The 25,521-nt window shown below is 68.8% G+C and carries 28 protein-coding genes, 1 other RNA gene and 1 riboswitch; of the genes, 14 read left to right on the top strand and 15 right to left on the bottom strand.

Annotated elements, in window-relative coordinates; all coding sequences use genetic code 11:
* Positions 1 to 20 precede the first annotated feature (20 nt).
* Genes cobU through H0X91_RS13110 form a run of 4 tightly spaced genes read left to right on the top strand, consistent with a single transcriptional unit; the run spans position 21 to position 3,445 of the window.
* Positions 21 to 581: a bifunctional adenosylcobinamide kinase/adenosylcobinamide-phosphate guanylyltransferase gene (cobU, locus tag H0X91_RS13125; protein WP_006496107.1), complete on the top strand. Its 561-nt coding sequence runs from the start codon at positions 21 to 23 to the stop codon at positions 579 to 581.
* The gene (cbiB, locus tag H0X91_RS13120) at positions 575 to 1,519 is read left to right on the top strand and encodes an adenosylcobinamide-phosphate synthase CbiB (protein ID WP_006496108.1); all 945 of its coding nucleotides are present in this window, start codon (positions 575 to 577) and stop codon (positions 1,517 to 1,519) included. The genes cobU and cbiB overlap by 7 nt, the downstream gene beginning before the upstream one ends.
* A complete protein-coding gene (gene cobD / locus H0X91_RS13115) occupies positions 1,512 to 2,531 on the top strand; it encodes a threonine-phosphate decarboxylase CobD (RefSeq protein ID WP_196433082.1) in 1,020 nt (339 codons plus the stop codon). Before cbiB ends, cobD begins: the two co-directional genes overlap by 8 nt.
* Positions 2,528 to 3,445: a cobalamin-binding protein gene (locus H0X91_RS13110; protein WP_196433081.1), complete on the top strand. Its 918-nt coding sequence runs from the start codon at positions 2,528 to 2,530 to the stop codon at positions 3,443 to 3,445. The genes cobD and H0X91_RS13110 overlap by 4 nt, the downstream gene beginning before the upstream one ends.
* 104 nt (positions 3,446 to 3,549) lie before the next feature.
* On the opposite strand, the gene cobC is transcribed toward H0X91_RS13110, so the two are convergent.
* The 5 genes from cobC to H0X91_RS13085 form a co-directional block, all read right to left on the bottom strand.
* Entirely contained in the window at positions 3,550 to 4,134 is a 585-nt protein-coding gene (cobC, locus tag H0X91_RS13105; RefSeq protein WP_058901714.1) for an alpha-ribazole phosphatase, read from the bottom strand.
* Positions 4,119 to 4,871 (bottom strand): adenosylcobinamide-GDP ribazoletransferase, encoded by a 753-nt coding sequence (locus tag H0X91_RS13100; protein WP_058901715.1) that lies wholly within the window; start codon positions 4,869 to 4,871, stop codon positions 4,119 to 4,121. Before H0X91_RS13100 ends, cobC begins: the two co-directional genes overlap by 16 nt.
* A 13-nt stretch (positions 4,872 to 4,884) precedes the next feature.
* Positions 4,885 to 5,940 (bottom strand): nicotinate-nucleotide--dimethylbenzimidazole phosphoribosyltransferase, encoded by a 1,056-nt coding sequence (gene cobT / locus H0X91_RS13095; RefSeq protein WP_006496112.1) that lies wholly within the window; start codon positions 5,938 to 5,940, stop codon positions 4,885 to 4,887.
* Between the two features lie 61 nt (positions 5,941 to 6,001).
* Positions 6,002 to 6,817 carry an ABC transporter ATP-binding protein gene (locus H0X91_RS13090; protein ID WP_196433080.1) on the bottom strand — a complete coding sequence of 272 codons (816 nt, stop codon included), beginning with the start codon at positions 6,815 to 6,817 and terminating at the stop codon, positions 6,002 to 6,004.
* Positions 6,814 to 7,929 (bottom strand): FecCD family ABC transporter permease, encoded by a 1,116-nt coding sequence (locus tag H0X91_RS13085; protein ID WP_048989041.1) that lies wholly within the window; start codon positions 7,927 to 7,929, stop codon positions 6,814 to 6,816. Before H0X91_RS13085 ends, H0X91_RS13090 begins: the two co-directional genes overlap by 4 nt.
* Positions 7,930 to 7,971: 42 nt before the next feature.
* Positions 7,972 to 8,220: riboswitch (cobalamin riboswitch) on the bottom strand.
* A 154-nt stretch (positions 8,221 to 8,374) separates the two neighbouring features.
* Here H0X91_RS13085 and H0X91_RS13080 point away from each other — a divergent pair.
* The 5 genes from H0X91_RS13080 (at position 8,375) to H0X91_RS13060 (ending at position 10,995) form a co-directional block, all read left to right on the top strand.
* A complete protein-coding gene (locus H0X91_RS13080) occupies positions 8,375 to 8,725 on the top strand; it encodes an ATPase (RefSeq protein WP_006478092.1) in 351 nt (116 codons plus the stop codon).
* Positions 8,722 to 9,036, top strand: a complete 315-nt coding sequence (locus tag H0X91_RS13075) for a cell division protein ZapA (RefSeq protein WP_006478091.1) — start codon at positions 8,722 to 8,724, stop codon at positions 9,034 to 9,036. Before H0X91_RS13080 ends, H0X91_RS13075 begins: the two co-directional genes overlap by 4 nt.
* Before the next feature lie 81 nt (positions 9,037 to 9,117).
* A non-coding RNA gene (gene ssrS, locus H0X91_RS13070) (6S RNA) lies at positions 9,118 to 9,299 on the top strand.
* A gap of 311 nt (positions 9,300 to 9,610) precedes the next feature.
* On the top strand, positions 9,611 to 10,072 hold the full coding sequence (locus H0X91_RS13065) for an EVE domain-containing protein (RefSeq protein ID WP_006478090.1): 462 nt from the start codon (positions 9,611 to 9,613) through the stop codon (positions 10,070 to 10,072).
* A 182-nt stretch (positions 10,073 to 10,254) separates the two neighbouring features.
* The gene (locus H0X91_RS13060; RefSeq protein ID WP_006484449.1) at positions 10,255 to 10,995 is read left to right on the top strand and encodes an SIMPL domain-containing protein; all 741 of its coding nucleotides are present in this window, start codon (positions 10,255 to 10,257) and stop codon (positions 10,993 to 10,995) included.
* Between the two features lie 123 nt (positions 10,996 to 11,118).
* Here H0X91_RS13060 and lgt read toward each other — a convergent pair whose 3' ends face one another.
* Both lgt and H0X91_RS13050 read right to left on the bottom strand, forming a co-directional pair.
* Positions 11,119 to 12,015 (bottom strand): prolipoprotein diacylglyceryl transferase, encoded by an 897-nt coding sequence (gene lgt, locus H0X91_RS13055; RefSeq protein ID WP_077055734.1) that lies wholly within the window; start codon positions 12,013 to 12,015, stop codon positions 11,119 to 11,121.
* A gap of 87 nt (positions 12,016 to 12,102) precedes the next feature.
* Entirely contained in the window at positions 12,103 to 13,017 is a 915-nt protein-coding gene (locus H0X91_RS13050) for a LysR substrate-binding domain-containing protein (protein WP_006484440.1), read from the bottom strand.
* Between the two features lie 134 nt (positions 13,018 to 13,151).
* On the opposite strand from H0X91_RS13050, the gene ilvD reads away from it, so the two are divergent.
* Together ilvD and H0X91_RS13040 are read left to right on the top strand one after the other, a co-directional pair.
* Positions 13,152 to 14,825, top strand: a complete 1,674-nt coding sequence (ilvD, locus tag H0X91_RS13045) for a dihydroxy-acid dehydratase (RefSeq protein WP_058901718.1) — start codon at positions 13,152 to 13,154, stop codon at positions 14,823 to 14,825.
* Between the two features lie 128 nt (positions 14,826 to 14,953).
* The gene (locus H0X91_RS13040) at positions 14,954 to 15,280 is read left to right on the top strand and encodes a c-type cytochrome (protein ID WP_006484446.1); all 327 of its coding nucleotides are present in this window, start codon (positions 14,954 to 14,956) and stop codon (positions 15,278 to 15,280) included.
* 138 nt (positions 15,281 to 15,418) lie between these two features.
* Here H0X91_RS13040 and H0X91_RS13035 read toward each other — a convergent pair whose 3' ends face one another.
* Genes H0X91_RS13035 through H0X91_RS13025 form a run of 3 tightly spaced genes read right to left on the bottom strand, consistent with a single transcriptional unit; the run spans position 15,419 to position 18,162 of the window.
* Positions 15,419 to 16,174, bottom strand: a complete 756-nt coding sequence (locus H0X91_RS13035) for a DUF2486 family protein (RefSeq protein ID WP_006496119.1) — start codon at positions 16,172 to 16,174, stop codon at positions 15,419 to 15,421.
* Positions 16,175 to 16,199: 25 nt separating this feature from the next.
* Positions 16,200 to 16,616 carry a DNA polymerase III subunit chi gene (locus H0X91_RS13030; protein ID WP_006496120.1) on the bottom strand — a complete coding sequence of 139 codons (417 nt, stop codon included), beginning with the start codon at positions 16,614 to 16,616 and terminating at the stop codon, positions 16,200 to 16,202.
* Positions 16,617 to 16,650: 34 nt separating this feature from the next.
* On the bottom strand, positions 16,651 to 18,162 hold the full coding sequence (locus H0X91_RS13025) for a leucyl aminopeptidase (RefSeq protein WP_006484797.1): 1,512 nt from the start codon (positions 18,160 to 18,162) through the stop codon (positions 16,651 to 16,653).
* Between the two features lie 122 nt (positions 18,163 to 18,284).
* Here H0X91_RS13025 and lptF point away from each other — a divergent pair, with 122 nt between their 5' ends.
* The 3 genes from lptF to H0X91_RS13010 are packed head-to-tail and all read left to right on the top strand — an operon-like array spanning position 18,285 to position 20,942.
* Positions 18,285 to 19,379, top strand: coding sequence for an LPS export ABC transporter permease LptF (gene lptF, locus H0X91_RS13020; protein WP_006484800.1), 1,095 nt, complete (start codon positions 18,285 to 18,287; stop codon positions 19,377 to 19,379).
* A gap of 3 nt (positions 19,380 to 19,382) precedes the next feature.
* The gene (gene lptG, locus H0X91_RS13015; RefSeq protein ID WP_006496121.1) at positions 19,383 to 20,531 is read left to right on the top strand and encodes an LPS export ABC transporter permease LptG; all 1,149 of its coding nucleotides are present in this window, start codon (positions 19,383 to 19,385) and stop codon (positions 20,529 to 20,531) included.
* A gap of 27 nt (positions 20,532 to 20,558) precedes the next feature.
* Positions 20,559 to 20,942, top strand: coding sequence for a sirohydrochlorin chelatase (locus H0X91_RS13010; RefSeq protein ID WP_058901720.1), 384 nt, complete (start codon positions 20,559 to 20,561; stop codon positions 20,940 to 20,942).
* An 81-nt stretch (positions 20,943 to 21,023) separates the two neighbouring features.
* Here the strand turns inward: H0X91_RS13010 and cobA are convergent, their stop codons facing one another.
* The 5 genes from cobA to H0X91_RS12985 form a co-directional block, all read right to left on the bottom strand.
* The gene (gene cobA / locus H0X91_RS13005; protein WP_006484807.1) at positions 21,024 to 21,773 is read right to left on the bottom strand and encodes a uroporphyrinogen-III C-methyltransferase; all 750 of its coding nucleotides are present in this window, start codon (positions 21,771 to 21,773) and stop codon (positions 21,024 to 21,026) included.
* 60 nt (positions 21,774 to 21,833) lie between these two features.
* A complete protein-coding gene (locus H0X91_RS13000) occupies positions 21,834 to 23,150 on the bottom strand; it encodes a sulfate adenylyltransferase subunit 1 (protein WP_034201452.1) in 1,317 nt (438 codons plus the stop codon).
* A gap of 22 nt (positions 23,151 to 23,172) precedes the next feature.
* A complete protein-coding gene (gene cysD, locus H0X91_RS12995; protein ID WP_006478076.1) occupies positions 23,173 to 24,135 on the bottom strand; it encodes a sulfate adenylyltransferase subunit CysD in 963 nt (320 codons plus the stop codon).
* Positions 24,136 to 24,210: 75 nt separating this feature from the next.
* Positions 24,211 to 24,963, bottom strand: coding sequence for a phosphoadenylyl-sulfate reductase (locus H0X91_RS12990; RefSeq protein ID WP_006496123.1), 753 nt, complete (start codon positions 24,961 to 24,963; stop codon positions 24,211 to 24,213).
* On the bottom strand, positions 24,960 to 25,502 hold the full coding sequence (locus H0X91_RS12985; RefSeq protein ID WP_084750591.1) for a DUF934 domain-containing protein: 543 nt from the start codon (positions 25,500 to 25,502) through the stop codon (positions 24,960 to 24,962). The genes H0X91_RS12990 and H0X91_RS12985 overlap by 4 nt, the downstream gene beginning before the upstream one ends.
* Between the last annotated feature and the right edge of the window lie 19 nt (positions 25,503 to 25,521).

Here is a 25,521-nt window from a genome sequence, read left to right as displayed (position 1 = left end):
CGCGCCGTTACAATCACGCGATGATTCCGCACGACCTCACCTTCGTCCTCGGCGGCGCGCGCTCGGGCAAGAGCGCGCATGCCGAGCGGCTCGCCGCCGACAGCGGCCGCCCCGTTACCTACATCGCGACCGCCACCGCCGCCGATGCCGATGCCGAATTCGCGCAGCGCATCGCGCATCACCGCGCGCGCCGGCCGGCCGAATGGGGGTTCGCCGACGCGCCCATCGATCTCGCGGGCACGCTCGCGCGGCTCGACGATCCGCACGCGTGCCTGCTCGTCGACTGCCTGACGCTGTGGCTCACGAACCTGCTGTGCCCCGCCGACGGCGAACCGCTCGACGATGCGCACTACGCGGCGCAGGTCGAGCGGCTCGAGCACGCGTTGCGCGGCGCACGCGCGAAGGTGATCGTCGTCAGCAACGAGATCGGGCTCGGCGTCGTGCCGCTCGGGTCGGTCACGCGCCGCTACGTCGACGAGCTCGGGCGCCTGAACCAGCGCGTCGCCGCGCTCGCGACGCGCGTCACGCTGCTGGTTGCCGGGCTGCCGCTCGACCTCAAGGCGGGAGCCCGGTCATGCTGATGCTGTCGCTGCCGGTCGTCGCGATGCTCGCGGTCGCGGCCGCGATCGTCGACCGCGCCATCGGCGAGCCGGCCGGCTGGCATCCGCTCGTCGCGTTCGGCCGCCTCGCCGCGCGCATCGAAGCCGCGTTGAACACGGGCCGGCGCGGCCGTGTGATCGGCGTCGCCGCGTGGCTCGCGGCGGTCGTGCCGCCGGTGGCCGTCGCGGCATGGCTCGTCGCCGTGCTGCCCTGGCCGTTCGCCGCTGCGCTGCACGTCGCGCTGCTGTGGTTCGCGCTCGGCGCGAAGAGCCTCGCCGAACACGTCGCGCCGATCGCTGCCGCGCTGCTGCGGCGCGACCTCGACGCGGCACGTGCGCTGACCGCGCGCATCGTGTCGCGCGACACCAGCAACGCGGACGAAGGTGCGCTGTCGCGCGCGGCCGTCGAATCGGCGCTCGAAAACGGCAACGACGCGATCTTCGGCGCGCTCTTCTGGTTCGTCGTCGCGGGCGGCCCCGGCGCATTGCTGTTCCGGCTCGCGAACACGCTCGACGCAATGTGGGGCTACCGCACGCCGCGCTTCCTGACCTTCGGCTGGGCCGCCGCGCGCCTCGACGACGCGCTGAACTGGATGCCCGCGCGGCTCACCGCCGCGAGCTACGCGCTGCTCGGCGACACGGCCGCCGCATGGCGCTGCTGGCGCACGCAGGCGCGCCACTGGGACAGCCCGAACGCGGGCCCCGTGATGGCCGCGGGCGCCGGCAGCTTGAACGTGCAGCTCGGCGGCCCGGCCGTCTATCACGGCGAAATCGAGGATCGCCCGGTGCTCGGCACCGGGGCCACGGCCACCGCCCTTCACATCGTCGCCGCGCTGTCGCTCGTCACGCGCACGCTCGCGCTGTGGCTCGCGCTGCTGGTCGCGAGCGGCGCACTCGTCATGGCCACCCATCATGTCTGATTCATCCATCGCGCACGGCGGCAACCTGCATGAAGCCGCCCGCCGCCACGGCATTCCGTACGACGCGTGGCTCGATCTGTCGACCGGCATCAATCCGGTCGGCTACCCGGTGCCCCCCGTGCCGGCCAACGCCTGGCGCCGGCTGCCCGACGACGGCGACGGCCTCGCGGCCTGCGCCGCGCAGTACTACCACGCGCCCGATCCCGCGCACGTGCTGCCGGTCGCCGGCAGCCAGGCCGCGATCCGCGCGTTGCCGGCGTTGCTGCCGGCCGGCGACGCCGGCGTCGCGGCGCTCGCGTACGGCGAATACGCACCCGCGTTCGCGCGCCACGGCCATCGCGTCGTCGCGCTCGACATCCACGCGGATACGCTGCCCGCGACGCTGCGTCACGTCATTGTCGGGAATCCGAACAATCCGACCGCCGAATTCGTGCCGACCGCGCGCCTGCTCGGCTGGCATGCGCAACTGGCGGCACGCGGCGGTACGCTGATCGTCGACGAAGCGTTCGCCGACACGGGCGCCGCCCCATCGCTCGCGCCGCACGCCGATCGTCCGGGGCTCGTCGTGCTGCGCTCGGTCGGCAAGTTCTTCGGGCTCGCCGGGATTCGCGCGGGCTTCGTGCTCGCGTGCCCGACTCAGATCGTCGCGTTGCGCGACACGCTAGGCGCGTGGACGGTCGGCGGCCCCGCGCGCCACGCGGTCGCCGCGGCGTTCGCCGATCGCGCATGGCAAGCTGCCGCCCGCGAGCGGCTCGCGGCCAACGGCGAACGTTTGGCCGCACTGCTGCGCGCGCACGGCTTCGCGGTTCGCGCGACGCCGCTCTTCAGCTGGAGCGACGACCCGCGCGCCTCCGCGCTGCATGCCGCGCTTGCGGCACACGGAATCTGGACGCGGCACTTCCCGGCGCCGTCGAGCGTACGCATCGGCCTGCCGGCGAGCGAAGCCGAATGGCAGCGCCTCGGCGACGCGCTCGCGCATTGCGTGCCGCTGCTGCAGCGGGCCTCGGCATGAGTCCGCGCGTGTTCAGCCGGCTCGTGCCGGCCGCGCTGCTGGCCGCGCTCGCTCACGCACCGCTCGTCCACGCCGACGTCACGACGCGCGACGACGCCGGCAATACGGTCACGTTACCCGCGCCTGCCCAACGCGTGATCAGTCTCGCCCCGCACGCGACCGAACTCGTCTACGCGGCCGGCGGCGGTGCGAAGCTCGTCGGCACCGTCACGTACAGCGACTATCCGCCCGCCGCGCAAGCGGTGCCGCGCGTCGGCGACAACAAGGCGCTCGACCTCGAACGCATCGCCGCGCTGAAGCCCGACCTGATCGTCGTCTGGCGGCACGGCAACGCCGAGCGGCAGACCGACGCGCTGCGCGCGCTGCACATTCCGCTGTTCTTCAGTGAACCGAAGCATCTCGACGACGTGTCGTCGTCGCTGCGCCGGCTCGGCACGCTGCTCGGCACCCAACCGACCGCCGATGCCGCCGCGGCCGCCTTCATGCGCGACATCGCGGCACTACGCGCACGCTACGCGGCACGCCCGCCCGTCTCGATGTTCTTCCAGGTGTGGGACCGCCCGCTGACGACGCTCAACGGCACGCACCTGATCAACGAAGTGTTCGAACTCTGCGGCGGCCGCAACGTATTTGCGTCGCTCAAGCCGCTCGCGCCGACCGTGACCGACGAAGCCGTGCTCGCGGCGAATCCGGAAGCGATCGTGATAACGAGCGCCGGGGCGACCCGTTCGAACGAACCGCTGCCGAGCCTCGCGCGCTGGCGTGCGTGGCCCGCGCTGACGGCCGTGGCGCGCAACAACCTGTTCGCGATCGACGGCGATCTGCTGACGCGGCCGTCGCCGCGCATCGCGCAGGGCGCGGCCGCGCTGTGCGAGGACCTGGATGCCGCGCGTGCGCGGCGGCCGGCGCGCTGATGTCCGGCGGCGGGCGGGTGCATCGCGCGTCGATATCGGATGCGCCGGGCGAGCGCGACGGATCGGTCCTGCGCGGCGTCGGTCATCTGCAGACGCAACCGTGCCTACGCGTCCCAGTGCACGACTTCCGCTGCATGTGCGTCGTCGTCCGCGCGCAGCCAGACGGCCCCGCCCGTCGGCACCGGCCGCGACAGCAGCGTATCGAGCGGCACACGCAATAGATGCGACGCGAATGCGCGGATCACGCCCGCATGCGTGACGACCCATTGCGGGCCGTCGAGCTTCGCCATCGCATCGGCCTGCCGCGCAATCCGCGCGGCGAATCGCGCCACGCTTTCGCCGCCGTGCGCGCACGCATGCATCAGGTCGGCCGCCCATGCATCGAGCGCCGCACGGTCGATATCGTCCCAGCGCTGCATTTCCCACGCGCCGAAATCCATTTCCTGCCAGTCGGCATCGCGCCGCAGCGGCACGTCGAGTGCCCGCGCGAGCCGTTCGGCAATCGACGCGCAACGCGTCAGCGGGCTCGTCCAGACCTGTTCGGGCAACGGCGCGCCGAGTGTCGACAGATGCGTACGCACGGCCTGCGCGCCGCCATCGGCCGATTCGGCGAGCGGCACGTCGCTGCGCCCGTAGCAGATGCCCGGCTCGATGCCGACGGCCGGATGGCGGATCAGGACGATGTCCATCCGAGCACCACGAGATAGATCGCCAATTCGCCCAATTGCTGCGCGAAACCGAGACAGTCGCCCGTATAACCGCCGATCCGCTTCAAGAAGTAGCGGGCCAGCCACGCGCGCACCACGACGAGCGCCACGCATGCGGCAGCGCCCATGCGCCAGTCCGGCCAGAACAGCCACGGCAGTCCGAACACCGCCGCGACGCACGCCGCGCGTGCGCCCATCCGTTGCGCGACCGGCTTCGCCTTGCCTTCGGGCCGCACGTAGTCGAGCGTCATCAGCAGGCTCACGGCCATCGCGCGGCTCGCCGCATGCGCGGCGATCATCGTCCATGCGGCGCGCAGCGGCAGCATCGACGTCAGCGCCTGCCATTTCAGCCCGAGCGCGATCACGAGCGCGACCGCACCGAACGTGCCGATCCGCGAATCGTGCATGATGCGCAGCACGTCGTCGCGCGTGTAGCCGCCGCCGAACGCGTCGCAACTGTCGGCGAGGCCGTCTTCGTGGAAGGCGCCGGTCGCGAGCAGCGTCGCGGCCATCGACAGCCCGACCGCGATCGACGGTGGCAGCGCGCGCAGCGCGACGAGATAGACCAGCGCGCCCCATGCGCCGACGCAAGCGCCGACGAGCGGGAAATAGCGCGCGGCCTGGTCGAGATCGCCGGCCGCATAGCCGATCGAGCGCGGCACGGGCACGCGCGTGAAATAGCCGAGCGCGACGAAGAAGTAGCGCAGTTCGGCCCGCATGCCGCGCGCGCGCTCAGGCGTCACGATTGTCGACACCGGCGGATTCGAAACTCGCCATCTCGCTCAGGAACGCGGCCGCCGCGCGCACCAGCGGCAGCGCGAGCGCGGCGCCCGTGCCTTCGCCGAGCCGCAGGTCGAGCGCGAGCAGCGGCTTCGCGCCGAAATGCTCGAGCATGCGCCGATGGCCGGCCTCGTGCGACGTATGCGAGAACACGCAGTAGTCGCGCACGCCGGGCGCGATGCGCTCGGCGACGAGCAGCGCGGCGGTCGCGATGAAGCCGTCGACGAGGATCGTCATCCGCTCGCTCGCGGCCGCGAGGTACGCGCCCGTCATCATCGCGATCTCGAAGCCGCCGAACGTCGCGAGCACGTCGAGCGGCGCGATCGCATGCGAATGCTTGACGAGCGCGCGGCCGAGCACCGCGCGCTTGTGCGCGAGGCCCTGATCGTCGAGCCCCGTGCCGCGGCCGACGCATGCGTCGATCGGCACGTCGAGCAGACGGCTCATCAGGCACGCGGCCGACGACGTGTTCGCGATCCCCATCTCGCCGAAGCCGATCACGTTCGTGCCGAGCGACGCGTGCAGGCGAACGCGCGCCGCGCCGGCGGCCAGCGCGGCCATCGCCTCGTCGCGCGTCATCGCCGGCTGCGCCGCGAAGTTGCGCGTGCCGCGCGCGACCGGCAGCGACACCAGCCGGTCCGACAGCGGCAGCGGCGACGCGACGCCCGCATCGACGATCTCGAGCGTGCTCTGCGCGACACCCGAAAACGCGTTGATCGCCGCACCGCCGGCCAGGAAGTTCGCGACCATCTGCGCGGTCACCGCCTGCGGATAAGGACTGACGCCCTCGGCCGCGATCCCGTGGTCGCCCGCGAACACGATCGTCGCGGGCCGCTGCACGACCGGCCGCTCGGTGTGCTGGATCAGGCCGATCTGCAGCGCGACCGCCTCGAGCTGACCGAGGCTGCCGGGTGGCTTGGTCTTGTGGTCGATCACATGTTGGAGACGCTTGCGCAGTGCGTCGTCGAGCGGCGCGATCGCGGGCGGGAATTGGGTCGGAGTCGTCATCGAGGAGCCGTGTCGTGCGCGCGGCATGCGCCGCGCATCGGAAAAATCGGAACGGGAAACGTCATTGTCGCGCAGGCCATGCGGGCAGCAGCGCATCGCGGCCGTTCTCGCGGATCAGCACGAGCGGATAGCCGAACGCGTCGCTCGCGCGCTCGGGCGTCAGCACGTCGTGCACGCGGCCGGCCCACGCTTGGCCGCGGCCGTCGAGCAGCAGCGCATGCGTCGCGAAACGCCGCGCGAGATTCAGGTCGTGACACGAAAACACCACCGTGCGCGGGCCTGCCGCGAGCCACGCGGCGAGCGCGGTCAGGCAGTCGATCTGGTGATGCAGGTCGAGATGCGCGAGCGGTTCGTCGAGCAGCATCAGCGGCGCATCCTGGCACAGCGTCGCGGCCAGCGCGACCCGCTGCCGCTCGCCGCCCGACAGCGACATCACGTCGCGCGCCGCGAGCGGGCTCAGGTCGAACGTCGCCAGCGCATCGCGCGCGGCCGCGCGGTCGTCGTCGCGCTCCCAGCCCCAGCTGCCGAGATACGGAAAGCGGTTGAGCAGCACCGTGTCGAACACCGTCGCGCTGAACGCATCGTGCAATTGCTGCGGCATCAGCGCGCGGCGCTGCGCGAGGTGCTCGGGACGCCACGCGGCAAGCGGCCGGCCGTCGATCTCGACGTGTCCGCCAGCGGGCGGCTGCAATCCCGCGAGCGTGGCGAGCAGCGTCGTCTTGCCCGCGCCGTTCGGGCCGGCGACGCACCAGATCTCGCCGGGGCGGAACGCGTGCGTGAAGCGATCGAGCAGCGTGCGCGCGCCGGCCTTCAATGTCAGGTCGACGGCCCTGTAGTGCATGTCGCCGGCGGCGGCGTACGATGTGGCGCCCGTCATCGCATCGGCCTCCTCAGCAACATCCACAGGAACACCGGCACGCCGATCAACGCGGTCATCACGCCGACCGGCAGTTGCGCGGGCGCGATCGCGGTGCGCGCGAGCAGGTCGGCCGCCATCACGCCGCCACCGCCCGCGAGCATCGCGGCCGGCAGCAGCATCCGCTGGTCGTTGCCGAACGCGAGCCGCAGCGCATGCGGCACGACGAGCCCGACGAAGCCGATCGTGCCGGCCGTCGTCACGGCAGCGGCGGCGGCCAGCGACGCGACGAGATAGATCCGCACGCGCAGCCGCGCGACCGGCACGCCGAGCGCCTGCGCGGTCGCGTCGCCGCGCAGCAGCACGTTCAGTTGCGACGCGGCCGGCAGCGCGACGCACGCGCTCAGCAACAGCGCGCCCCACGCGAACCACGGCGCCGTCGCGCCGTTCAGGTCGCCCGTCAGCCAGAAGATGATGCCGCGCAGCCGCGCATCGGGCGCGAGCGACAGCAACAGCGTGACGAGCGCGCCCCATCCCGCCGCGATCACGACGCCGGTGAGCAGCAGCCGCGGCGATGCGTCGCGCGATTCGCCGCGCCACAGCTCGCGTCTGGCGAGACCGAGCACGAGCGCGACCGAGACGAGCGAACCGGCGAACGCGGATGCGTCGACGAGCCACCACGCGCCGCCCGCGATCATCGCGACGAGCGCGAAGCCGGCCGCGCCGCCGGACACGCCCAGCACGTACGGCTCCGCGAGCGGATTGCGCAGCAGCACTTGCAACAACGCGCCGGCCAGCGCGAGCAGCGCGCCGCACGCGAAACCCGCGAGCGCGCGCGGCAGGCGCAGCGTGCGGACGATATCGGCAAACAGGGTATCGCCGCCGTGCGGCACGAGCGACGCGAGTGCCTGCCACGGCGACATCGGCACGCTGCCGATCGACAGCGACGCGACGAACAGCAATGCGACCACGGCGGCCAGCGCGGCCCAGATGACAGTGGCGCGTGCGGCGCTCATGCGGCGCACGGCCGCGCGCCCGACGCACGGCGCATCCGCTTGCAGGGGCCGGCCGGGCGCGACGGGGGCGCGTGGCGGACGATTGGGGTCGGCATCGAAGAACGTTCCGTGAAGCATTGCGCGCCCCGCTTCCCCGCAGGCCGCGCGTCATGGAGCCCGTGCGGGCTCCCCGTCTCGGCCGGTATCCGGGCTGGCGGCGGTCCGGCTCGCCTTCCCGCGCGATGACGCGCAGTGGCCCGCGCCCGCGTGCGACCTGCACGCGAAACGCGCCCGAGCCGGCCTGCGTCATGCGACGCGGCCGCTTACCGTTGCGGGGGCAGCGCAGGTTGACGCGCTCGCGGAGCCCGCACCCTGCTTCCCGTTTAACCGCGCGTCCTGCGCGCGAGCACCGAGGCGGCGCCAGTTTAGGAGCCGGTCGCGCGAGCGTCAAGGAAGCGTCCGGAGACACGCGGGACGCGCCTATTCGCGGCAAGAAGCAGGGGTGTTACGACTGGAAACGTTACAGATGTCGGATTGCGCGTTATTCCGCGCTAAAATGCTGGGTCTTTAGAGGACGCAGCAAATGCTCAACGAACTCGAAACCCTATCTCAAAATATTGGCCGTCTGATTTCGCTGAACAAGCGCTATCACTCGGAACGGCTCGCGCTCGAGGAGCAGGTCGCGCAATTGCGCGCGGAAGCGGACACGGTCCGCGCGGAACTCGCGCAGCTGCGCGACGAACGCAATGCGCTCGCGGCCGAGCGCGACACGCTGTCGGCGAAGATCGACGACGCCCAGGTGAAACTGAACGCGATTCTCGAAAAGCTGCCGCGCTCGAAGAGCGCGGAGCAAGCCGACAACCAGCTCGACCTGCTGGATGCGCAGGCGCGCACGGATGGCGATGACGCGGCCAGCCACGGAGAACATGCATGAGCACCAAGCAGATCGAAGTCTCGATTCTCGGTCAGCCCTATCGGCTCGCCTGTTCGGCCGAGACCGAAGCGGCGCTGCTCGAAGCGGTCGCGCGCGTCGACGCCGAAATGTCGAAAATCCGCTCGAACAGCTCGGTACGCGGCACCGATCGCATCGCGGTGATGGCGGCGCTGTCGCTCGCATCGGAATTGCTGCGGCTGCAAACGAGCGTGCGGCATGGTGAAGCATTTCCGGCGGAGGAAATCCGTCGTACAATGCACCAGATGAACGAACAACTCGGTGCGGTGCTCGCACAGCACGAGACGCAGTAACGTTTCAAACGATGCGTCGATTCCCCTTGATCTCGACGGTCAACGGTGGTCAAATTGGCGCATCGAATCACAGTTCAGTCAGCTTCCCTGCCTGGTTCGCCAAGGTCATATATTCCTTGAACCAATGCCATGTGCACGGTTGCGGAAATTTGTAGCACGGGCGCGCGCGTCACTCTGTCTGATGTACCCGAAGTGCTGCTAACTGCGACCAATTCTGAACCTCAGGTTCAGGATGCCGGCCTAGCGGCCAAGGCGGGGGCCTATCCAACGGCATCGGGAACTTCCGATGCCGTTTCCTTTTGAGGGTCTGTTTGCATGCGGAACGCGCATGCGAATGCCCGAAATCGCTCGTCCCCCGAGGGGACGTCCTTGCGGGGCGCAGGCAAGAAGCGAGGAGCGCCGTTTGGCCGAGCCAAACAAGTGACGAGCGACGCCGCCATACGGGCGATTTCGGGCATTCCCGTGGATTGAATTTTTAGTTTGGGTTGCCACGAGAACGGCCGTCCTCGTGGCAACGCATGCGCGTTCCGCATGCAAACAGACCCTCATGCCCATTCTGCGTCGATTACGATCCATGCAATACTGGCTGATGAAGTCCGAACCGGACGAAGCAAGCATCGACGATCTCGCCAACGCACCGCAGCGCTCGCTGCCGTGGACCGGCGTGCGCAACTATCAGGCGCGCAATTTCATGCGCGACACGATGAAGATCGGCGACGGCGTGCTGTTCTATCACTCGAGCTGCCCCGAGCCGGGCATCGCGGGCCTCGCCGAAGTATCGTCGACGCCCTACCCCGATCCCACGCAGTTCGATCCGAAAAGCCCCTATTACGATCCGAAATCGACGCAGGAAGCGCCACGCTGGCTGCTCGTCGACGTGCGCTTCGTGAAGAAGTCGCCGCTCGTGCCGCTCGCCGCGCTGCGCGAGCACGACGAGCTGGCCGACATGCGCGTGCTCGCCCGCGGCAACCGGCTGTCGATCACGCCGGTCACGCGGGCGGAATGGCGCTTCATCACCGAAAAGTTGATGAAGTAGGCCGCGCGCCAAAGGTCAAATCTGGTCAGTACACGCTGCCGCGACGGAACTCGCGGCCGGTTCGCACGGCCTAAGCAACCGCTGTCGGCCGATCGGGCCGGCTGTCGTTTTTTTCGTCGCGCGGTACGCCCGCGTCGTGCACGCGTGATCCGCGTGTGCGCCCTCGCACAAGGAGTCCAACAATGACCAAGAAATCCGCACTCGCGCTGTCGCTCGCCCTTGCCGCCGCCGTTCCCGTCGCGCTGACGCTCGCGTCGCCCGCCGCGCACGCCCAGACGGCGAACCCGCACTTTCCGGAGCCGGCGGGCGTGCTGTCGCTTTCGTCGCAGGCCAGTGCCGACGTGCCGCAGGACATCATTCACATCACGCTGTTCTACGAGCAGCAGGCCAAGGATCCGGGCAGCCTCACCGCGCAGCTGAACCAGCGCGCGGACGCGGCGCTGTCGCAGGCGAAGGGCGTGTCGGGCGTCACCGCGCATACGGGTGCGTTCTCCGTGTATCCGAGCACCGATCGCGACGGCAAGATCTCCGCATGGCGCGGCCGCACCGAGGTCGCGCTCGAATCGCGCGATTTCGCCGCGGCGTCGAAGCTGGCAGGCCAGTTGTCGAACCTGATGCAGGTCGCGAACGTCGAGTTCTCGTTGTCGCCGGAAGCACAGCGCGCGGCCGAGCAGAAGCTCACGACGGAAGCGATCAAGTCGTTCCGCGCCCGCGCGGACGAAGCCGCGAAGGCATTCGGCTACAGCAGCTACACGATCCGCGACGTGAACGTCGGCAGCGGCCGCAACGTGCAGCCGTACACGCGCATGATGGCGATGGCCGCGGCGCCGATGGACAGCGCGAAGATGAGCGCGCCGATCGCGGTCGAAGGCGGCAAGGCCACCGTGTCGGTCACCGTCAACGGCTCCGTGCAGATGAAGTAACGCGCGTCGCGCAGTTGTCGGAAACGAAAACGCCGGCCCGAGGGCCGGCGTTTTTCATGTACATCCGCGCAGCCGATGCACGCGCCGATCACGCGTGCATCGATACCGCGTCACGTAATCACTTCATGCAGCCGCATTCGCGTTCGCCGCGCGGCGGCGATACGCCCAGACCATCATCGCGATCCCCGCGACGATCATCGGCAGCGACAGCCACTGCCCCATCGACAGGCCGAGCGCCAGCAGACCGAGGAAGTCGTCGGGTTCGCGCGCGAACTCGACCGTGAAGCGCGCGAGGCCATAACCGATCAGGAACAGTGCCGATATCGCGCCCGTCGGCCGCGGCTTGCGCGCGAACAGGAACAGCACGAAGAACAGTGCGATACCTTCGAGCGCGATTTCATAGAGCTGCGAAGGATGGCGCGGCAGCATCTGGTATTGCATGAACACGTCGGCGAGATGCCACTTCTCGACGAGTGCCGGGTGCTTCGGCAGCCATGCCGCATCGTCGCGCATCGCGCCCGGGAACAGCATCGCCCACGGCGCCGTCGGATCGGTCACGCGGCCCCACAGTTCGCCGTTGATGAAGTTGCCGAGCCGCCCCGCCGCGAGCCCGGTCGGCACCATCGGCGCGACGAAATCGGTGACCTGCAGCCAGTGCCGCTTGCGCTGCCACGCGAACAGCATCATCGCGAGCGTCACGCCGAGGAAGCCGCCGTGAAACGACATGCCGCCTTCCCACACCTTGAACACGTCGAGCGGGTGCGAGAAGTAGAAATCGGCCTTGTAGAACAGCACGTAGCCGAGCCGGCCGCCGAGCACGGTGCCCAGCACGCCGTAGAACATCATGTCGTCGATGTCCTTCGCGGTCCAGCCCTGCGCCGCGACGTACGGCAGCTTCAGGCGGATCCGGCCGACGACGATCGCCGCGATGAAGCCGACGAGATACATGAGGCCGTACCAGCGCACGGCCAGCGGCCCGAGATGGATCGCAACGGGGTCGAAATTCGGGTGAATGATCATGGGTTAGCGAAGAAGTTTTCGAATACGGTACGGCCGTCGCACGCGCAGCACCGCGCGTTGGACGGCGCCCGCGCGCCATCGTTCACGTCACGCGGCAAGACCTTGTGCGCGCACGACGTCGATGAAACCGGCGAGCACGGGGCTCACGTCGCCGGTGCGCCACACGAGCCCCGTCTCGACGACCGGCGCAGAGCCGGCGAGCGGCCGGTAGACCACGCCGGTGCGCCGCAGGTTACGCAGCGATTGCGGCACCAGTGCGACGCCCATGCCGGCCGACACGAGGCTGACGATCGTCTGCATCTGGATCGCCTCCTGGCCGATGCGCGGGGTTGCCCCCGCCGCGCCGTAGCAGCCCGTAATGATGTCATAAAAGCCGGGCGCCAAACGGCGCGGAAAGATCACGAGCGGCAACGCGGCGACATCGGCAAGCTGCACGGGCGCGTCCTCGGGCGCATCGGACGCCCCGGCCGGCATCGCGACCACCAGCGGCTCGCGCACGACCGGCAGGTACGACAGCCCGGCCGCGTGACGCGGCGGCACGGGCGGAATGACGAGCCCGGCGTCGATGCGCCCGGCGACGAGTTCGTCGATCTGCACGTCGCTCGTCGCTTCGGCGAGCTGCAACCGCACCTGCGGGTAGCGCGCGCCGAACGCACGCAGCAAAGACGGCAACAGCCCGTAATCGGCGGTCGACACGAATGCGAGCGACAGCGAGCCGGCCTCCCCGCGTGCGAGCCGTCGCGCGAGCGGCGGCAGTGCATCGGCCGACGCCAGCAGCCGGTGCACGTCCGGCAACAACGCCGCGCCGACCGCCGTCAGCGCCACCGAGCGCTTGGTGCGCACGAACAGCGCGACGCCCAACGCGTCCTCGAGCGCGCGGATCGCCTGCGACAGCGGCGGCTGCGTCATCGACAGGCGCTCGGCCGCGCGACCGAAGTGGCGCTCGTCGGCGACGGTCGCGAAATAGCGCCACTGGCGCAGGTCGGGGATCGGATCGGCCATGTTCGACTCATTCGAAAAACGACTTAATAGGCGACAAATAATATATTGGACATCCCAATCGGGAAACTCCATGCTTGTTCGATCCGAACCGGCGCGCCCTTCAGGGTGACGCCCATACAACGATGGAGTCCCCCATGTCGTACAACCGCCGCTCGAAGCACATCACGCAAGGCGTGGCCCGTTCGCCGAACCGCTCGATGTATTACGCCCTCGGCTACCAGAAGGACGATTTCGACAAACCGATGGTCGGCATCGCGAACGGCCACTCGACGATCACGCCGTGCAATTCCGGCCTGCAGCGCCTGTCGGACGCGGCCGTGGATGCCGTGAAGGCGGCCGGCGCGAATCCGCAGATCTTCGGCACGCCGACGATTTCGGACGGCATGTCGATGGGCACCGAAGGGATGAAGTATTCGCTCGTGTCGCGCGAAGTGATCGCCGACTGCATCGAGACCTGCGTGCAGGGCCAGTGGATGGACGGCGTGGTGGTGGTCGGCGGCTGCGACAAGAACATGCCGGGCGGCATGATCGCGCTCGCGCGCCTGAACGTGCCGGGCATCTACGTGTACGGCGGCACGATCCGCCCGGGCAACTGGAAAGGCCGCGACCTGACGATCGTGTCGTCGTTCGAGGCCGTCGGCGAATTCACCGCGGGCCGGATGTCGCAGGAGGATTTCGAAGGCGTCGAGAAGAACGCGTGCCCGACGTCGGGTTCGTGCGGCGGCATGTACACCGCGAACACGATGAGCTCGTCGTTCGAGGCGCTCGGGATGTCGCTGCTGTATTCGTCGACGATGGCGAACCCCGACCAGGAGAAAGTCGATTCGGCCGCCGAATCGGCGCGCGTGCTGGTCGAGGCGGTGAAGCGCGACCTGAAGCCGCGCGACATCATCACGAAGGAATCGATCGAGAACGCGGTGTCGCTGATCATGGCCACCGGCGGCTCGACCAACGCGGTGCTGCACTATCTCGCGATCGCGCACGCGGCCGAGGTCGACTGGACGATCGACGACTTCGAGCGCATCCGCAAGCGCGTGCCGGTGATCTGCGACCTGAAGCCGTCCGGAAAGTACGTCGCGACCGACCTGCACCGGGCCGGCGGGATTCCGCAGGTGCTGAAGATCCTGCTCGATGCGGGGCTGCTGCACGGCGACTGCATGACGATCACCGGCCGCACGATCGCCGACGAGCTGAAGGACGTGCCGAGCGTGCCGCGCGCGGATCAGCACGTGATCTTCCCGATCGACCGCGCGCTGTACAAGGAAGGCCACCTGGCGATCCTGAAGGGCAATCTCGCGGAAGACGGTGCGGTCGCGAAAATCACCGGCCTGAAGAACCCGGTGATCACCGGCCCGGCGCGCGTGTTCGACGACGAGCAGAGCGCGATGGATGCGATCCTCGGCGACCGGATCCGCGCGGGCGACATCCTCGTGCTGCGCTACCTGGGCCCGCAGGGCGGCCCCGGCATGCCGGAAATGCTCGCGCCGACTTCCGCGATCATCGGCAAGGGGCTCGGCGAATCGGTCGGCTTCATCACGGACGGCCGCTTCTCGGGCGGCACCTGGGGCATGGTGGTCGGCCACGTCGCGCCGGAGGCGTTCGTCGGCGGCACGATCGCGCTGGTGCAGGAAGGCGATTCGATCACGATCGACGCGCACCGGCTGCTGCTGCAACTGAACGTCGACGAGCCGGAACTCGCACGCCGCCGCGCCGCGTGGCGGCAACCGGCGCCGCGCTATACGCGCGGGGTGCTCGCCAAATTCGCGGCGCTCGCGCGGCCGGCGAACCAGGGGGCGGTCACGGGCTGAGGCAGGGACACCATCGCATGCGGCCCCGATAAACGGGGGCCGCCTGGGGAACGCGCAAAACCTGCTTCCCCTTTGCTTCTATAATGCGCGGACCATGAAGCCGGCCGTCCCCGCCGGCGGAGAACCGCATGAAACAGACGATATTGCGCGTGCTGCTCGCGATGCTGCTGACCGGCAGCGCGGCGGCGGCGCGTGCCGACCAGGCCGACGGGCTCGCCCTGGCGCAGCGCAGGAACTGCATGGCCTGCCATGCGATCGGCAAGCCGCTGATGGGCCCGGCGTTTCGCGACATCGCCGGCAAGTACGCGGCGCGTGGCGATGCGGTCGATTACCTCGCGCAATCGATCGTGAAAGGCAGCGTCGGCGTGTGGGGCAGCGTGCCGATGCCCGCCAATACGCAACTGACGAGCACCGAAGCGCACACGCTCGCGCAGTGGGTGCTGTCGGTACGCTGAACCGGATAGCGGCGCGGCGCCCCCCCGTCGTGTGCAGGGCGCCGCAAGAAGGCAGCCCTGTAACGACTGGCCAGCGCCTTCCCGGCGGCTTCACAGGCGCTTACCGCACCTGCTCCCCGTTCGCGAACGATGGCCCGTTCAGCCGGAATGACCGGCGCGACGACGGGCGATCTCTTCATCGACCGCATCGCGCACCCAGTCCATCACCTCGGTTTCCAGCGCGAGCGCGACTTCGCGCGTGACCTGGCCGACCAGCCAGGCCGAATGCTCGTGCAGCGCATCGCGACAACGCGCTTCGATGGCCTCGCGCCCGGCCCCGGTCAGATAATTCGTCAGGCGATTGCGCAGCCGTTCGGCGATGTGCTGTGCATCTTCCGGCGTCAGCCCGTCCGCGGCCTGCGCGTCCGGCTGCGGCGCTGCGCTCGGCAGGACCGCCTCCGGCATCGCCGTATCGGGCGCGTGCCCGGCCGCTTCGTGCGCCATCGCGGCGAACGTGGGCTGCGGCAGGTCGTCATTGACCAGCGACGAGCGCAGCGGCGCCATCGTCGCCCCGGCCTCTTCGGCGACCACGCGCTCCGCGGCGCCGGGTTCGGCCGGCGCATCGGTCTCCCCCGCCGCGGCCGGCGTCGCCACGTCGCCCGGCAGCTCGACGGCCGGCACGTGCGGCGTCGGGACGCGTTCGACCACGACGGAATCGGGGTCGGCTTCGGTTTGACGGGAATCGGCCGGCGCGGCAGCGGCGGCGCCCGGTGCGATCACGTCGGTGAGCACCGGAATCGCCGCGCGGTCGTGCGGCGCGGCGGCGGCGGACGCGGACGAACGCGCCGACGCCGGCTTGCCCGGCACCAGCACGTCGGTCAGTGTCGGGATCGAGGATGAATCGGCTTCTGTCACGGGAACACTCCGTCGACGGTTGCGGCTAGCCGCCCTGCTTGTAGTTGTTCAGCGCGTAGCCGCGGTCGCGGTAGAACCGGTAGCGGGCGCGGCCCGCGGCCAGCTCGTCCGGCGCGTTGCCGACCACTTCGAGCAGGCGCTCGAAGCGGGCGAACTGCGCGGGCACGGTCGCGCCGAGGTTCAGCAGCACGTGATGATGCGGCGCGCGATCGAGATCGGCGGCCAGCACGATCGGCGTGCCGGCTGCATGCTCGCTGTCGACGCCGCAATGCGGGATGAAATCGAGCGGCGAGAACGTCCAGAGCCGCTCGTCGAGCGCGCGCAGGCGCGCGGGCTCCGCGAGCACGACGACCGGCTGCCCGGCCTGATAGGCCTTGCGCAGCAGCCGGCACGCGTACGCGAGCGAATCGCCGACGTTCGAGTGGAAATCGATCCGCGTCATGGCCCGCGCACCCGCAGCGTCGTCAGCCCCGCCATCACTGGCCGGCGCGGTCGATCAGGAACTGCGCGAGCAACGGCACCGGACGGCCCGTCGCGCCCTTCGCGGCACCGCCCTTCCACGCGGTGCCCGCGATGTCGAGGTGGGCCCACGGGTAGCTCTCGGTGAAGCGCGACAGGAAGCACGCGGCCGTCACGGCGCCGGCCGGGCGCCCGCCGATGTTCGCGAGATCCGCGAAATTCGACTTCAGCTGATCCTGGTACTCGTCGTCGAGCGGCATGCGCCATGCCGGGTCGTTCGCCTCGCGCGACGCGTCGAGCAGTTCGCCCGCGAGCGCGTCGTTCGTCGAGAACAGCCCGCTGTTGTGGCCGCCCAGCGCGATCACGCAGGCGCCCGTCAGCGTCGCGACGTCGATCACGGCGGCCGGCTTGAAACGCTCGGCGTACGTGAGTGCGTCGCACAGGATCAGGCGGCCTTCGGCGTCGGTGTTCAGCACCTCGATCGTCAGCCCCTTCATGCTGGTGACGATGTCGCCCGGCTTCGTCGCATTGCCGCCCGGCATGTTCTCGCAGGTCGGCACGATCGCGACGACGTTGATCTTCAGGCCCATCTCGGCGACCGCGCGAATCGTGCCGAGCACCGAGCCCGCGCCGCACATGTCGTACTTCATCTCGTCCATGCCCTCGCCCGGCTTCAGCGAGATGCCGCCCGTATCGAACGTGATGCCCTTGCCGACCAGCACGACCGGCGCGGCCTTCGCGGCGGCGCCCTGGTAGTGCAGCACGATGAACTGCGGCGGCTCGACCGACGCGCGCGCGACCGACAGGAACGACCCCATCTTCAGCGCCTGGATCTGCTTGAGCCCGAGGACTTCGGCCTTCAGGCCCCAATCCTTCGCGATCTTCTTCGCGGTGTTGCCGAGATAGGTCGGCGTGCAGACGTTGCCCGGCAGGTTGCCGAGGTCGCGGGTGAGATCCATCCCGTTCGCAAGCGCGACGGCCTGCTTGACCGCGACCTTCGCGGCCTTTTCGTCCGCCGGGTCGACGCTGAACACGACGCGCTTGAGCGTGTGCGACGCCGGTTCCGGCTTGCTCTTCATCTGCGTGAAGCGGTAGGTCTCGTTGCGCAGCGCGAGGATCGCGGCGCGCACGCCCCAGTCGGAGCTGCGCTCGTCGACCGGCAGTTGCGCGAGCGAGAACGTGACCTGGACGACCTTGGTCGCCAGCAGCGCGCGCCAGGCGGCCGTCACCGCATCGTTATAGGCTTTCTGATTGAAAGCATCCTGCTTGCCGAGCCCGACCAGCAGCACGCGCGACGCGCCGATGCCCGACACTTCGTGCAGGAACAGCGTCTTGCCGCGCTTGCCGTCCATGTCGCCGGCCTTCACCACGCGCGAGATCAGTCCCTTGGTGGCCGTGTCGATGTCGAGCGCCGCGCCCGACAGGGTCTGCGCCTCGAAGATGCCGAGCACGATGCAGTCGGACTTCCCGGTCAGGAACCCCTTGGCCTCGCCTTTGCTCCAATCACAGCCTTTTATGCTAAAGTCCATCGCGCTTGTCCTCGGATAAAATCTGGGCTAAGGATGAAAGCCGCAATTATCCGCTATTTTTCCCGTGGCGGCGCGAGCGCTCCACCACGCGTGCGCAGCCTCCCGCCCTCTTCTCATCAAGAATGATCTTCGAACGCTCCCTCCAGCGCGAGCTTGCGTATACGGCTGGCGCCGTGTTCATGGTGCTGCTCACGATCATGCTCACGACGATGATGATTCGCATCGTCGGCTACGCCGCGTCCGGCGAAATCGATCCGCGGGACGTGCTCGTGCTGATCGGCCTGACCGTGATCGGCTATCTCGCCGTGATGCTCGTCGTCACGCTGTTCGTGTCGATCCTGTTCGTGCTGACCCGGTGGTACCGGGACTCCGAAATGGTGGTGTGGCTCGCGTCCGGCGTGAGCCTCACGCGCCTCATCAAACCGATCGGCGTGTTCGCCGCGCCGATCATCCTGCTGATCACCTTCTTCGCGTTCGTCGGCTGGCCGTGGTCGAACCAGCAGAGCAAGATGATCAAGGCGCGCTTCCAGCAGCGCGACGAAATCTCGCTGCTCGCGCCGGGCCAGTTCCGCGAATCGGCCGCGAACCATCGCGTGTTCTTCATCGAGAAGATGTCGCCGGACCAGAGCAAGGTCCAGAACGTGTTCGTCACGTCGACGGAAAACGGCAAGGTCAACGTGGTCGTGTCGCAGACGGGCCATACGGAAACCTCGAAGGACGGCGATCGCTTCGTCGTCCTCGAGGACGGCCGCCGCTACGACGGCACGCCCGGCCAGCCGAACTTCAAGATCATGGAGTTCGAGCGCTACGGCGTGAAGATCACGAGCAAGCCCGTCACCAACGTGCAGACCACCAACAGCACGCCCACGCCCGACCTGTTGCGCAACCCGACGCGCGACAACCTCGCGGAATTCGCGTGGCGCGCGGGGCTGCCGCTGATCGCGATCAACCTGATGGTGCTCGGCATCCCGCTCTCGTACCAGAACCCGCGCCGCAGCCGCACGATCAACCTCGTGATGGCCGTGCTGATCTACCTCACGTACTCGAACCTGCTGAACGTCGTGCAGGCGCAGATCGAGCAGGGCAAGATGTCGTTCGGCGTCGGGCTCGTCGGGCTGCACGTCATCGTCGCGGCGATCGTCGCGTTCATTTTCTGGTTGCGCGTGCGCAATCGTCCGTTGTTGACACGCGCGCTGTTCGGCCGCTCGGGAGCATGATCGATGCGGCTCTATGAAAAGTACTTCGCGCGACAGATCTACATCACGTTCATCTTCATCCTGTTCGCGTTCTCGGGTCTGTTCTTCTTCTTCGACCTGATCAGCGAGCTGAACTCGGTCGGGCACGGCAACTACAAGTTCGGCTACGCGGTGCTGCGCGTCGCGCTGCAGACGCCGTCGCGCTTCTACGAGATCATCCCGGTCGCCGCGCTGATCAGCGCGATCTACGTGTTCGCGCAGATGGCCGCGAACTCGGAATTCACGATCTTCCGCGTGTCGGGCCTCGCGACCAACCAGGCGCTGCGCTCGCTGCTGAAGATCGGCGTGCCGCTCGTGATCGTCACCTACCTGATCGGCGAATTCGTCGGCCCGTACGCCGACCAGTTGTCCGAACGCGTGCGGCTGCAGGCGCTCGGCGCATCGGTGTCGTCGAACTTCCAGTCGGGCGTGTGGGTGAAGGACACGCTCGCGGCCCGCGAGAACGGCGAGCAGGTCACGCGCTTCGTCAACGTCGGCAGCCTGTCGCCCGACTCGACGATCAGCAACGTGCGCATCTACGAATTCGACTCGAAATTCCAGCTGCGGAACGTGCGCATCGCGCAGACGGGCCGCTACGAGCCGCCCGGCCACTGGCTGCTGAAGGGCGTCACCGAGACGGAGCTGACGCCGATCAAGCCGATCAGCGGCCAGCCGGCCGATGCGCTGAACCCCGTGTACCGGTCGCAGCAGGTGTCGCTGCCCGAATACCGGCTGCGCTCCGACCTGACGCCGCAGATCCTGTCGGTGCTGCTCGTGTCGCCGGAGCGCATGTCGATCATCAACCTGTTCCGCTACATCCAGCACTTGCGCGAGAACCAGCAGGACACGCAGCGCTACGACATCGCACTGTGGCGCAAGCTGCTGTATCCGTTCGCGGTGTTCGTGATGCTCGTGCTGTCGCTGCCGTTCGCGTACCTGCATACGCGCGCCGGCGTGGTCGGCGTGAAGGTGTTCGGCGGCATCATGCTCGGCATGAGCTTCCAGCTGCTCAACACGCTGTTCTCGCACATCGGCACGCTGAACACGTGGCCCGCGCCGCTCACCGCGGCGACGCCGGGCCTCATCTATCTCGCGCTAGGCCTGTTCGCGCTCAAGTGGGTCGACCGGCACTGAGCGCCGCGTCGCGACGGAGGCTTCGACATGCATTCGCACGGTATCGTCCTGTTCGGCCACGGCGCCCGCGACCCGCGCTGGGCCGAGCCGTTCGAGCGGCTCGCCGCGCGGCTGCGCGGCGCCGGCTCCCCTGCCGCGCAGGTGTCGCTCGCCTTCCTCGAACTGATGACGCCGTCGCTCGGTGACGCCGTGGCCGCGCAAGTCGCGGCCGGCTGCACGCGCATCACCGTGGTGCCCGTATTCTTCGGCCAGGGCGGCCATGTGCGCCGCGACCTGCCGCAGCTCGTCGACGCATGCCGCGCCGCGCATCCGGGCGTCGAGATCCGCTGCGCAACGGCCGTCGGCGAAGACGACGGCGTGCTCGACGCGGTCGCGCGCTATTGCATCGGGCAACTCGGCGGCGACGCGTAGGCCGCGCTTTCCGCGCAGCCAAAGAAAAAGCGCTGGCGGTTGCCAGCGCTTTTTTCGTTTCGGACCGCGTTCGAGCCGCGCTCAGGCGGCATTGCGCACCGGAGCACCCGCCTGCGCCAGCCGTGCGCGTTCGGCGAATGCATCGCCGATCATCAGCAGGCTCGGTTCCGCCGGATCGAGCCACGCCTGCGCGTCGCCGGCCGCCATCTGCGCGAGCGTGAGCGTCAGCGTGCGTTCGCGCGCGGTGCTGCAGGCCTCGACGATCGCCACCGGCGTCGCGGGCGCACGGCCGGCGTCGATCAGTTCCTGCGCGATGCCGGGCGCGCTGTCGCGGCCCATGTAGTAGACGATCGAATCGGCACGCGCGGCTTCGCGGATCTCGTCGCTGCCCGGCGCGCGGCTGTGCGTCGCGAACGCGACGCTGCGCGACACGCCGCGCAACGTGAGCGAACGCTTGAGCGTCGCCGCGCCGGCCAGCGCCGCGGTGATGCCCGGCACGACCTCGTAGTCGATGCCGGCCGCCTCGAGCGCGCGCATTTCCTCTTCGGCGCGGCCGAACAGCATCGGATCGCCACCCTTCAGCCGCACGACGCACGCGTGCTCGCGCGCCGCGTCGACGATCTGCTTGTTGATGAAATGCTGCGCGGTCGAGCGCTGCCCGCAGCGCTTGCCGACCGCGATCTTGCGCGCGTTCGGCGCGTAGTCGAGCATCGCGGGCTCGACGAGCGCGTCGTGCAGCACGACGTCGGCCTGCTCGAGCAGCCGCATGCCGCGCACCGTGATGAGGTCCGCGGCGCCCGGCCCTGCTCCGATCAGATACACCTTGCCCATGTCTGTCGCTTCGTTAGAGTCCTGCCGCGGCGGCCGGTTCGCCGCCGCGCCGATTGACGATTACGCCGAGAACGCGCGGATCATGCCCGCGGCGACCGTGTGGTGGGTCGCCTCGTCGATCAGCACGAACGCGCCCGTACCGGGATGCGCATCGTAGGTGTCGCAGACGATCGGCTTCTGCAGCGTCAGCGCCACGCGGCCGATGTCGTTCATCTTCAGTTCCTGACGGTCGGTCGCGTGCGACAGCGTATGCACGTCGAGCACCTGCTTGACCGCGCCGATCTTCGCGAACACCGTGCTGGTGGTCTGCTTCAGCAGGTACTTGCGCTGCGGCGACAGCGGCGCCTCGTCGAACCAGCACAGGTCGGCCTCGAGCTTCTTGGCCGGCTCGACCGGCTCGGCGGTCGTGACGAGCATGTCGCCGCGCGACACGTCGACGTCCTGTTCGAGACGGATCGTCACGGTCTGACCCGCGAACGCGTGCGCGACCGATGCGGTGCCGCCCGGCACCGGCGCGACGATCTCGGCCACCGTCGCGGTGCGGTTCGACGGCAGCACGACGATCTCGTCGCCGACCTTCACTTCGCCCGACTCGATCCGGCCCATGTAGCCGCGGAAATCGTCGGCCGAGCTGCCGTCCTGGCGCGCGACCCACTGCACCGGGAAGCGCAGCGCGTCATGCGCCTGCGTCTCGACCGGCAGCGATTCGAGCACGTCGAGGAGCGGCTCGCCCGCGTACCACGGCATGCGCTCGCTCGCGCCGACGATGTTGTCGCCCTTGAGCGCCGACACCGGCACGAAGCGCACGTCGGTCAGGCCGAGCTGCTTCGCGAGCGCGACGTACGCGTCGCGGATCTCGTTGAAGCGCGCCTCGCTGTAGTCGACGAGGTCCATCTTGTTGATCGCGACGATCACGTGCTGCAACCCGAGCAGCTTGACGATCGCGCTGTGGCGCTTGGTCTGCGGCAGGAGTTGCACGACGCCGTTCTCGACCGTGATGCGCGTCGCGTCGACCAGGATGATCGCCGCGTGCGCGGTCGACGCGCCCGTCACCATGTTGCGCGTGTACTGCTCGTGGCCCGGCGTGTCGGCGATGATGAACTTGCGCTTCGCGGTCGCGAAGTAGCGGTACGCGACGTCGATCGTGATGCCCTGCTCGCGCTCGGCTTCCAGACCGTCCGTCAGCAGCGCGAGGTCCAGTTCGTCGCCGACCGTGCGCTTGTTCTTCGCGCGCGACAGCGCGGACAGCTGGTCGGACAGCACGGCCTTGCTGTCGTACAGCAGGCGGCCGATCAGCGTGCTCTTGCCGTCGTCGACGCTGCCCGCGGTGATGAAGCGCAACACGCCGAGGTCTTCGGTGTTCTCGATGATGCTCATGATGTGAATGTCCTCGTGTGCTTCAGAAATAACCTTGCTTCTTGCGCTGTTCCATCGCGGCTTCGGAGGCCTGATCGTCCATCCGGGTCGCGCCGCGCTCGGTGATCTCGGTCACCGCCGTCTCGGCGATGATCTTCTCGACGTCGTCCGCGTCGCTCTCGACCGGGCACGTGCAGCTGATGTCGCCGACCGTGCGGAAGCGCACCTGCGCCAGCTCGCTCGTCTCGCCGTCACGCATCGGCGTGAGCGGCGTGACCGGCACGAGCAGCCCGTTGCGGCGCACGATCTCGCGCTGGTGCGCGTAGTAGATCGACGGCAATTCGAGGTTTTCGCGCGCGATGTACTGCCACACGTCGAGCTCGGTCCAGTTCGAGATCGGGAACACGCGCAGGTGCTCGCCCTTGTGCAGGCGGGCGTTGTACAGGCTCCACAGCTCCGGGCGCTGCGCCTTCGGGTCCCACTGGCCGAATTCGTCACGGAACGAGAAGATGCGCTCCTTCGCGCGCGCCTTCTCTTCGTCGCGGCGCGCGCCGCCGATCAGCGCCGTGTAACCGTGCTGCTCGATCGTTTCCAGCAGCGTGACGGCCTGCGCGGCGTTGCGCGAATCGGTTTCGCGGCGCAGCACGACCGTGCCGCGCTTGATCGAATCCTCGACATGGCCGACCACCAGCTCGGCGCCGAGCTCTTGCGCACGACGGTCGCGGAAGTCGATCACTTCCTCGTAGTTGTGGCCCGTGTCGATGTGCACGAGCGGGAACGGCAGCGTCGTCTTGCGGTTCGCGCCGAGGCCGAACGCCTTCAGCGCGAGGTGCAGCACGACGACCGAGTCCTTGCCGCCCGAGAACAGCAGTGCCGGCTTGCTGCATTCGGCAACCAGTTCGCGCAGGATGTGGATCGACTCGGCTTCGAGCCAGTCGAGGTGGCCCATGCGGCTGTCGGCGCCGGTGGGCGGGGCAAAGGCGGATTGCTCGAGCGTCGTGCTCATGATTTCAGTCCTTCTCTTCTGGGTTCGTGCCGCCCGCTGTCGCGGGCGACGCAATATTCAGTTTCTTGTCGGCTTTCAGTGCGCGGCGCCGGCTTCGGCATTCGCGGGAATCGGCGTGATCGTCGTGACGTGCAGCCCGCATTCCTTCGTGTCGCGCGACTCCCACCACCAGCGGCCCGCGCGGCTGTCCTCGCCGGGGCGGATCGCACGCGTACACGGCTCGCAGCCGATGCTCGGGTAGCCGCGCGCATGCAGCGGATTGACCGGCACGTCAAACGCCTTAAGGTACGCCCACACGTCGGCTTCCGTCCAGTCGGCGAGCGGGTTGTACTTCGCGATCCCGCGCGCTTCGTCCTGTTCTTCCTCGTGCAGCTCCGCGCGCGTGACCGACTGCTCGCGGCGCTGGCCCGTCACCCACGCGCCGACGTCGGCCAGCGCACGGTTCAGCGGCTCGACCTTGCGGATGTGGCAGCACGACTTGCGCAGCTCGACGCTCTCGTAGAACGCATTCAGGCCGTGCTCGGCAACGTACCGGTCGACCGCGTCCTGCTGCGGATGGAACTGCTCGATCTCGTAGCCGTAGCGCTCGCGCACCCGGTCGATCATGCCGAGCGTTTCCGCGTGCAGGCGGCCCGTGTTCAGCGAGAAGATGCCGATCGGCACGCCCTTCGACAGGATCGCGTGGGTGAGCAGCATGTCTTCTGCGGCGAGGCTGCTCGCGAACTTCACCTTGTCGTGACGCTCGCCGATCTGCGCGAGCAGCGCGTCGAGGCGCTCGACCTTCGCGGCGAGTTCCGGCGTCAGCGCGGTGGCGGTCGCGGTGCTCATGCGCTCACCTTGGCGTCGGACGCGGCCTCGCGGCGGCGGAACAGCGGCGCCGGCTCGTCGAATGCGCCCTGGTAACGCTGCGTGAATTCGGTGAACGCATTCAGCGCGTCGTGGATGTCCTTGTCGGCACGCACCGCGAACGCGTCGAAGCCGCAACGCGACATGTACAGCAACTGGTCGCGCAGCACGTCGCCGATCGCGCGCAGCTCGCCGGTCCAGCCATGACGCTCGCGCAGCAGGCGCGCGATGCTATAGCCGCGGCCGTCCGCGAAGCGCGGGAAATCCACCGCGATCAGCGAGATCGCGTCGAAGTCGGCCACGAGATCGGCCGGCTCGCTGTCCGGCGCGAGCCACACGCCGAGTTCGTCCTTCGTCTTCGCGGCGACGAGCGCGGCACGCTCGGCCTGCCACAACGCGAACGGCACCAGCACCTTGCCGGCCGGCAACGCGTCGACCGCGGGCAGCGCACCGTCTTCCGCCGCGCGCATGACCTGCCATGCATCGTCGATCACTGCGCGGTTCTTGATAATCGAAGCCATCTGCAAATTCCTTCTACCC

The organism is Burkholderia sp. 9777_1386, assembly GCF_015712265.1.
GTDB classification, from domain to species: domain Bacteria; phylum Pseudomonadota; class Gammaproteobacteria; order Burkholderiales; family Burkholderiaceae; genus Burkholderia; species Burkholderia cenocepacia.
The sequence above is the reverse complement of the archived record's forward strand: the minus strand, read 5'-3'. Positions and strand labels throughout refer to the sequence as shown.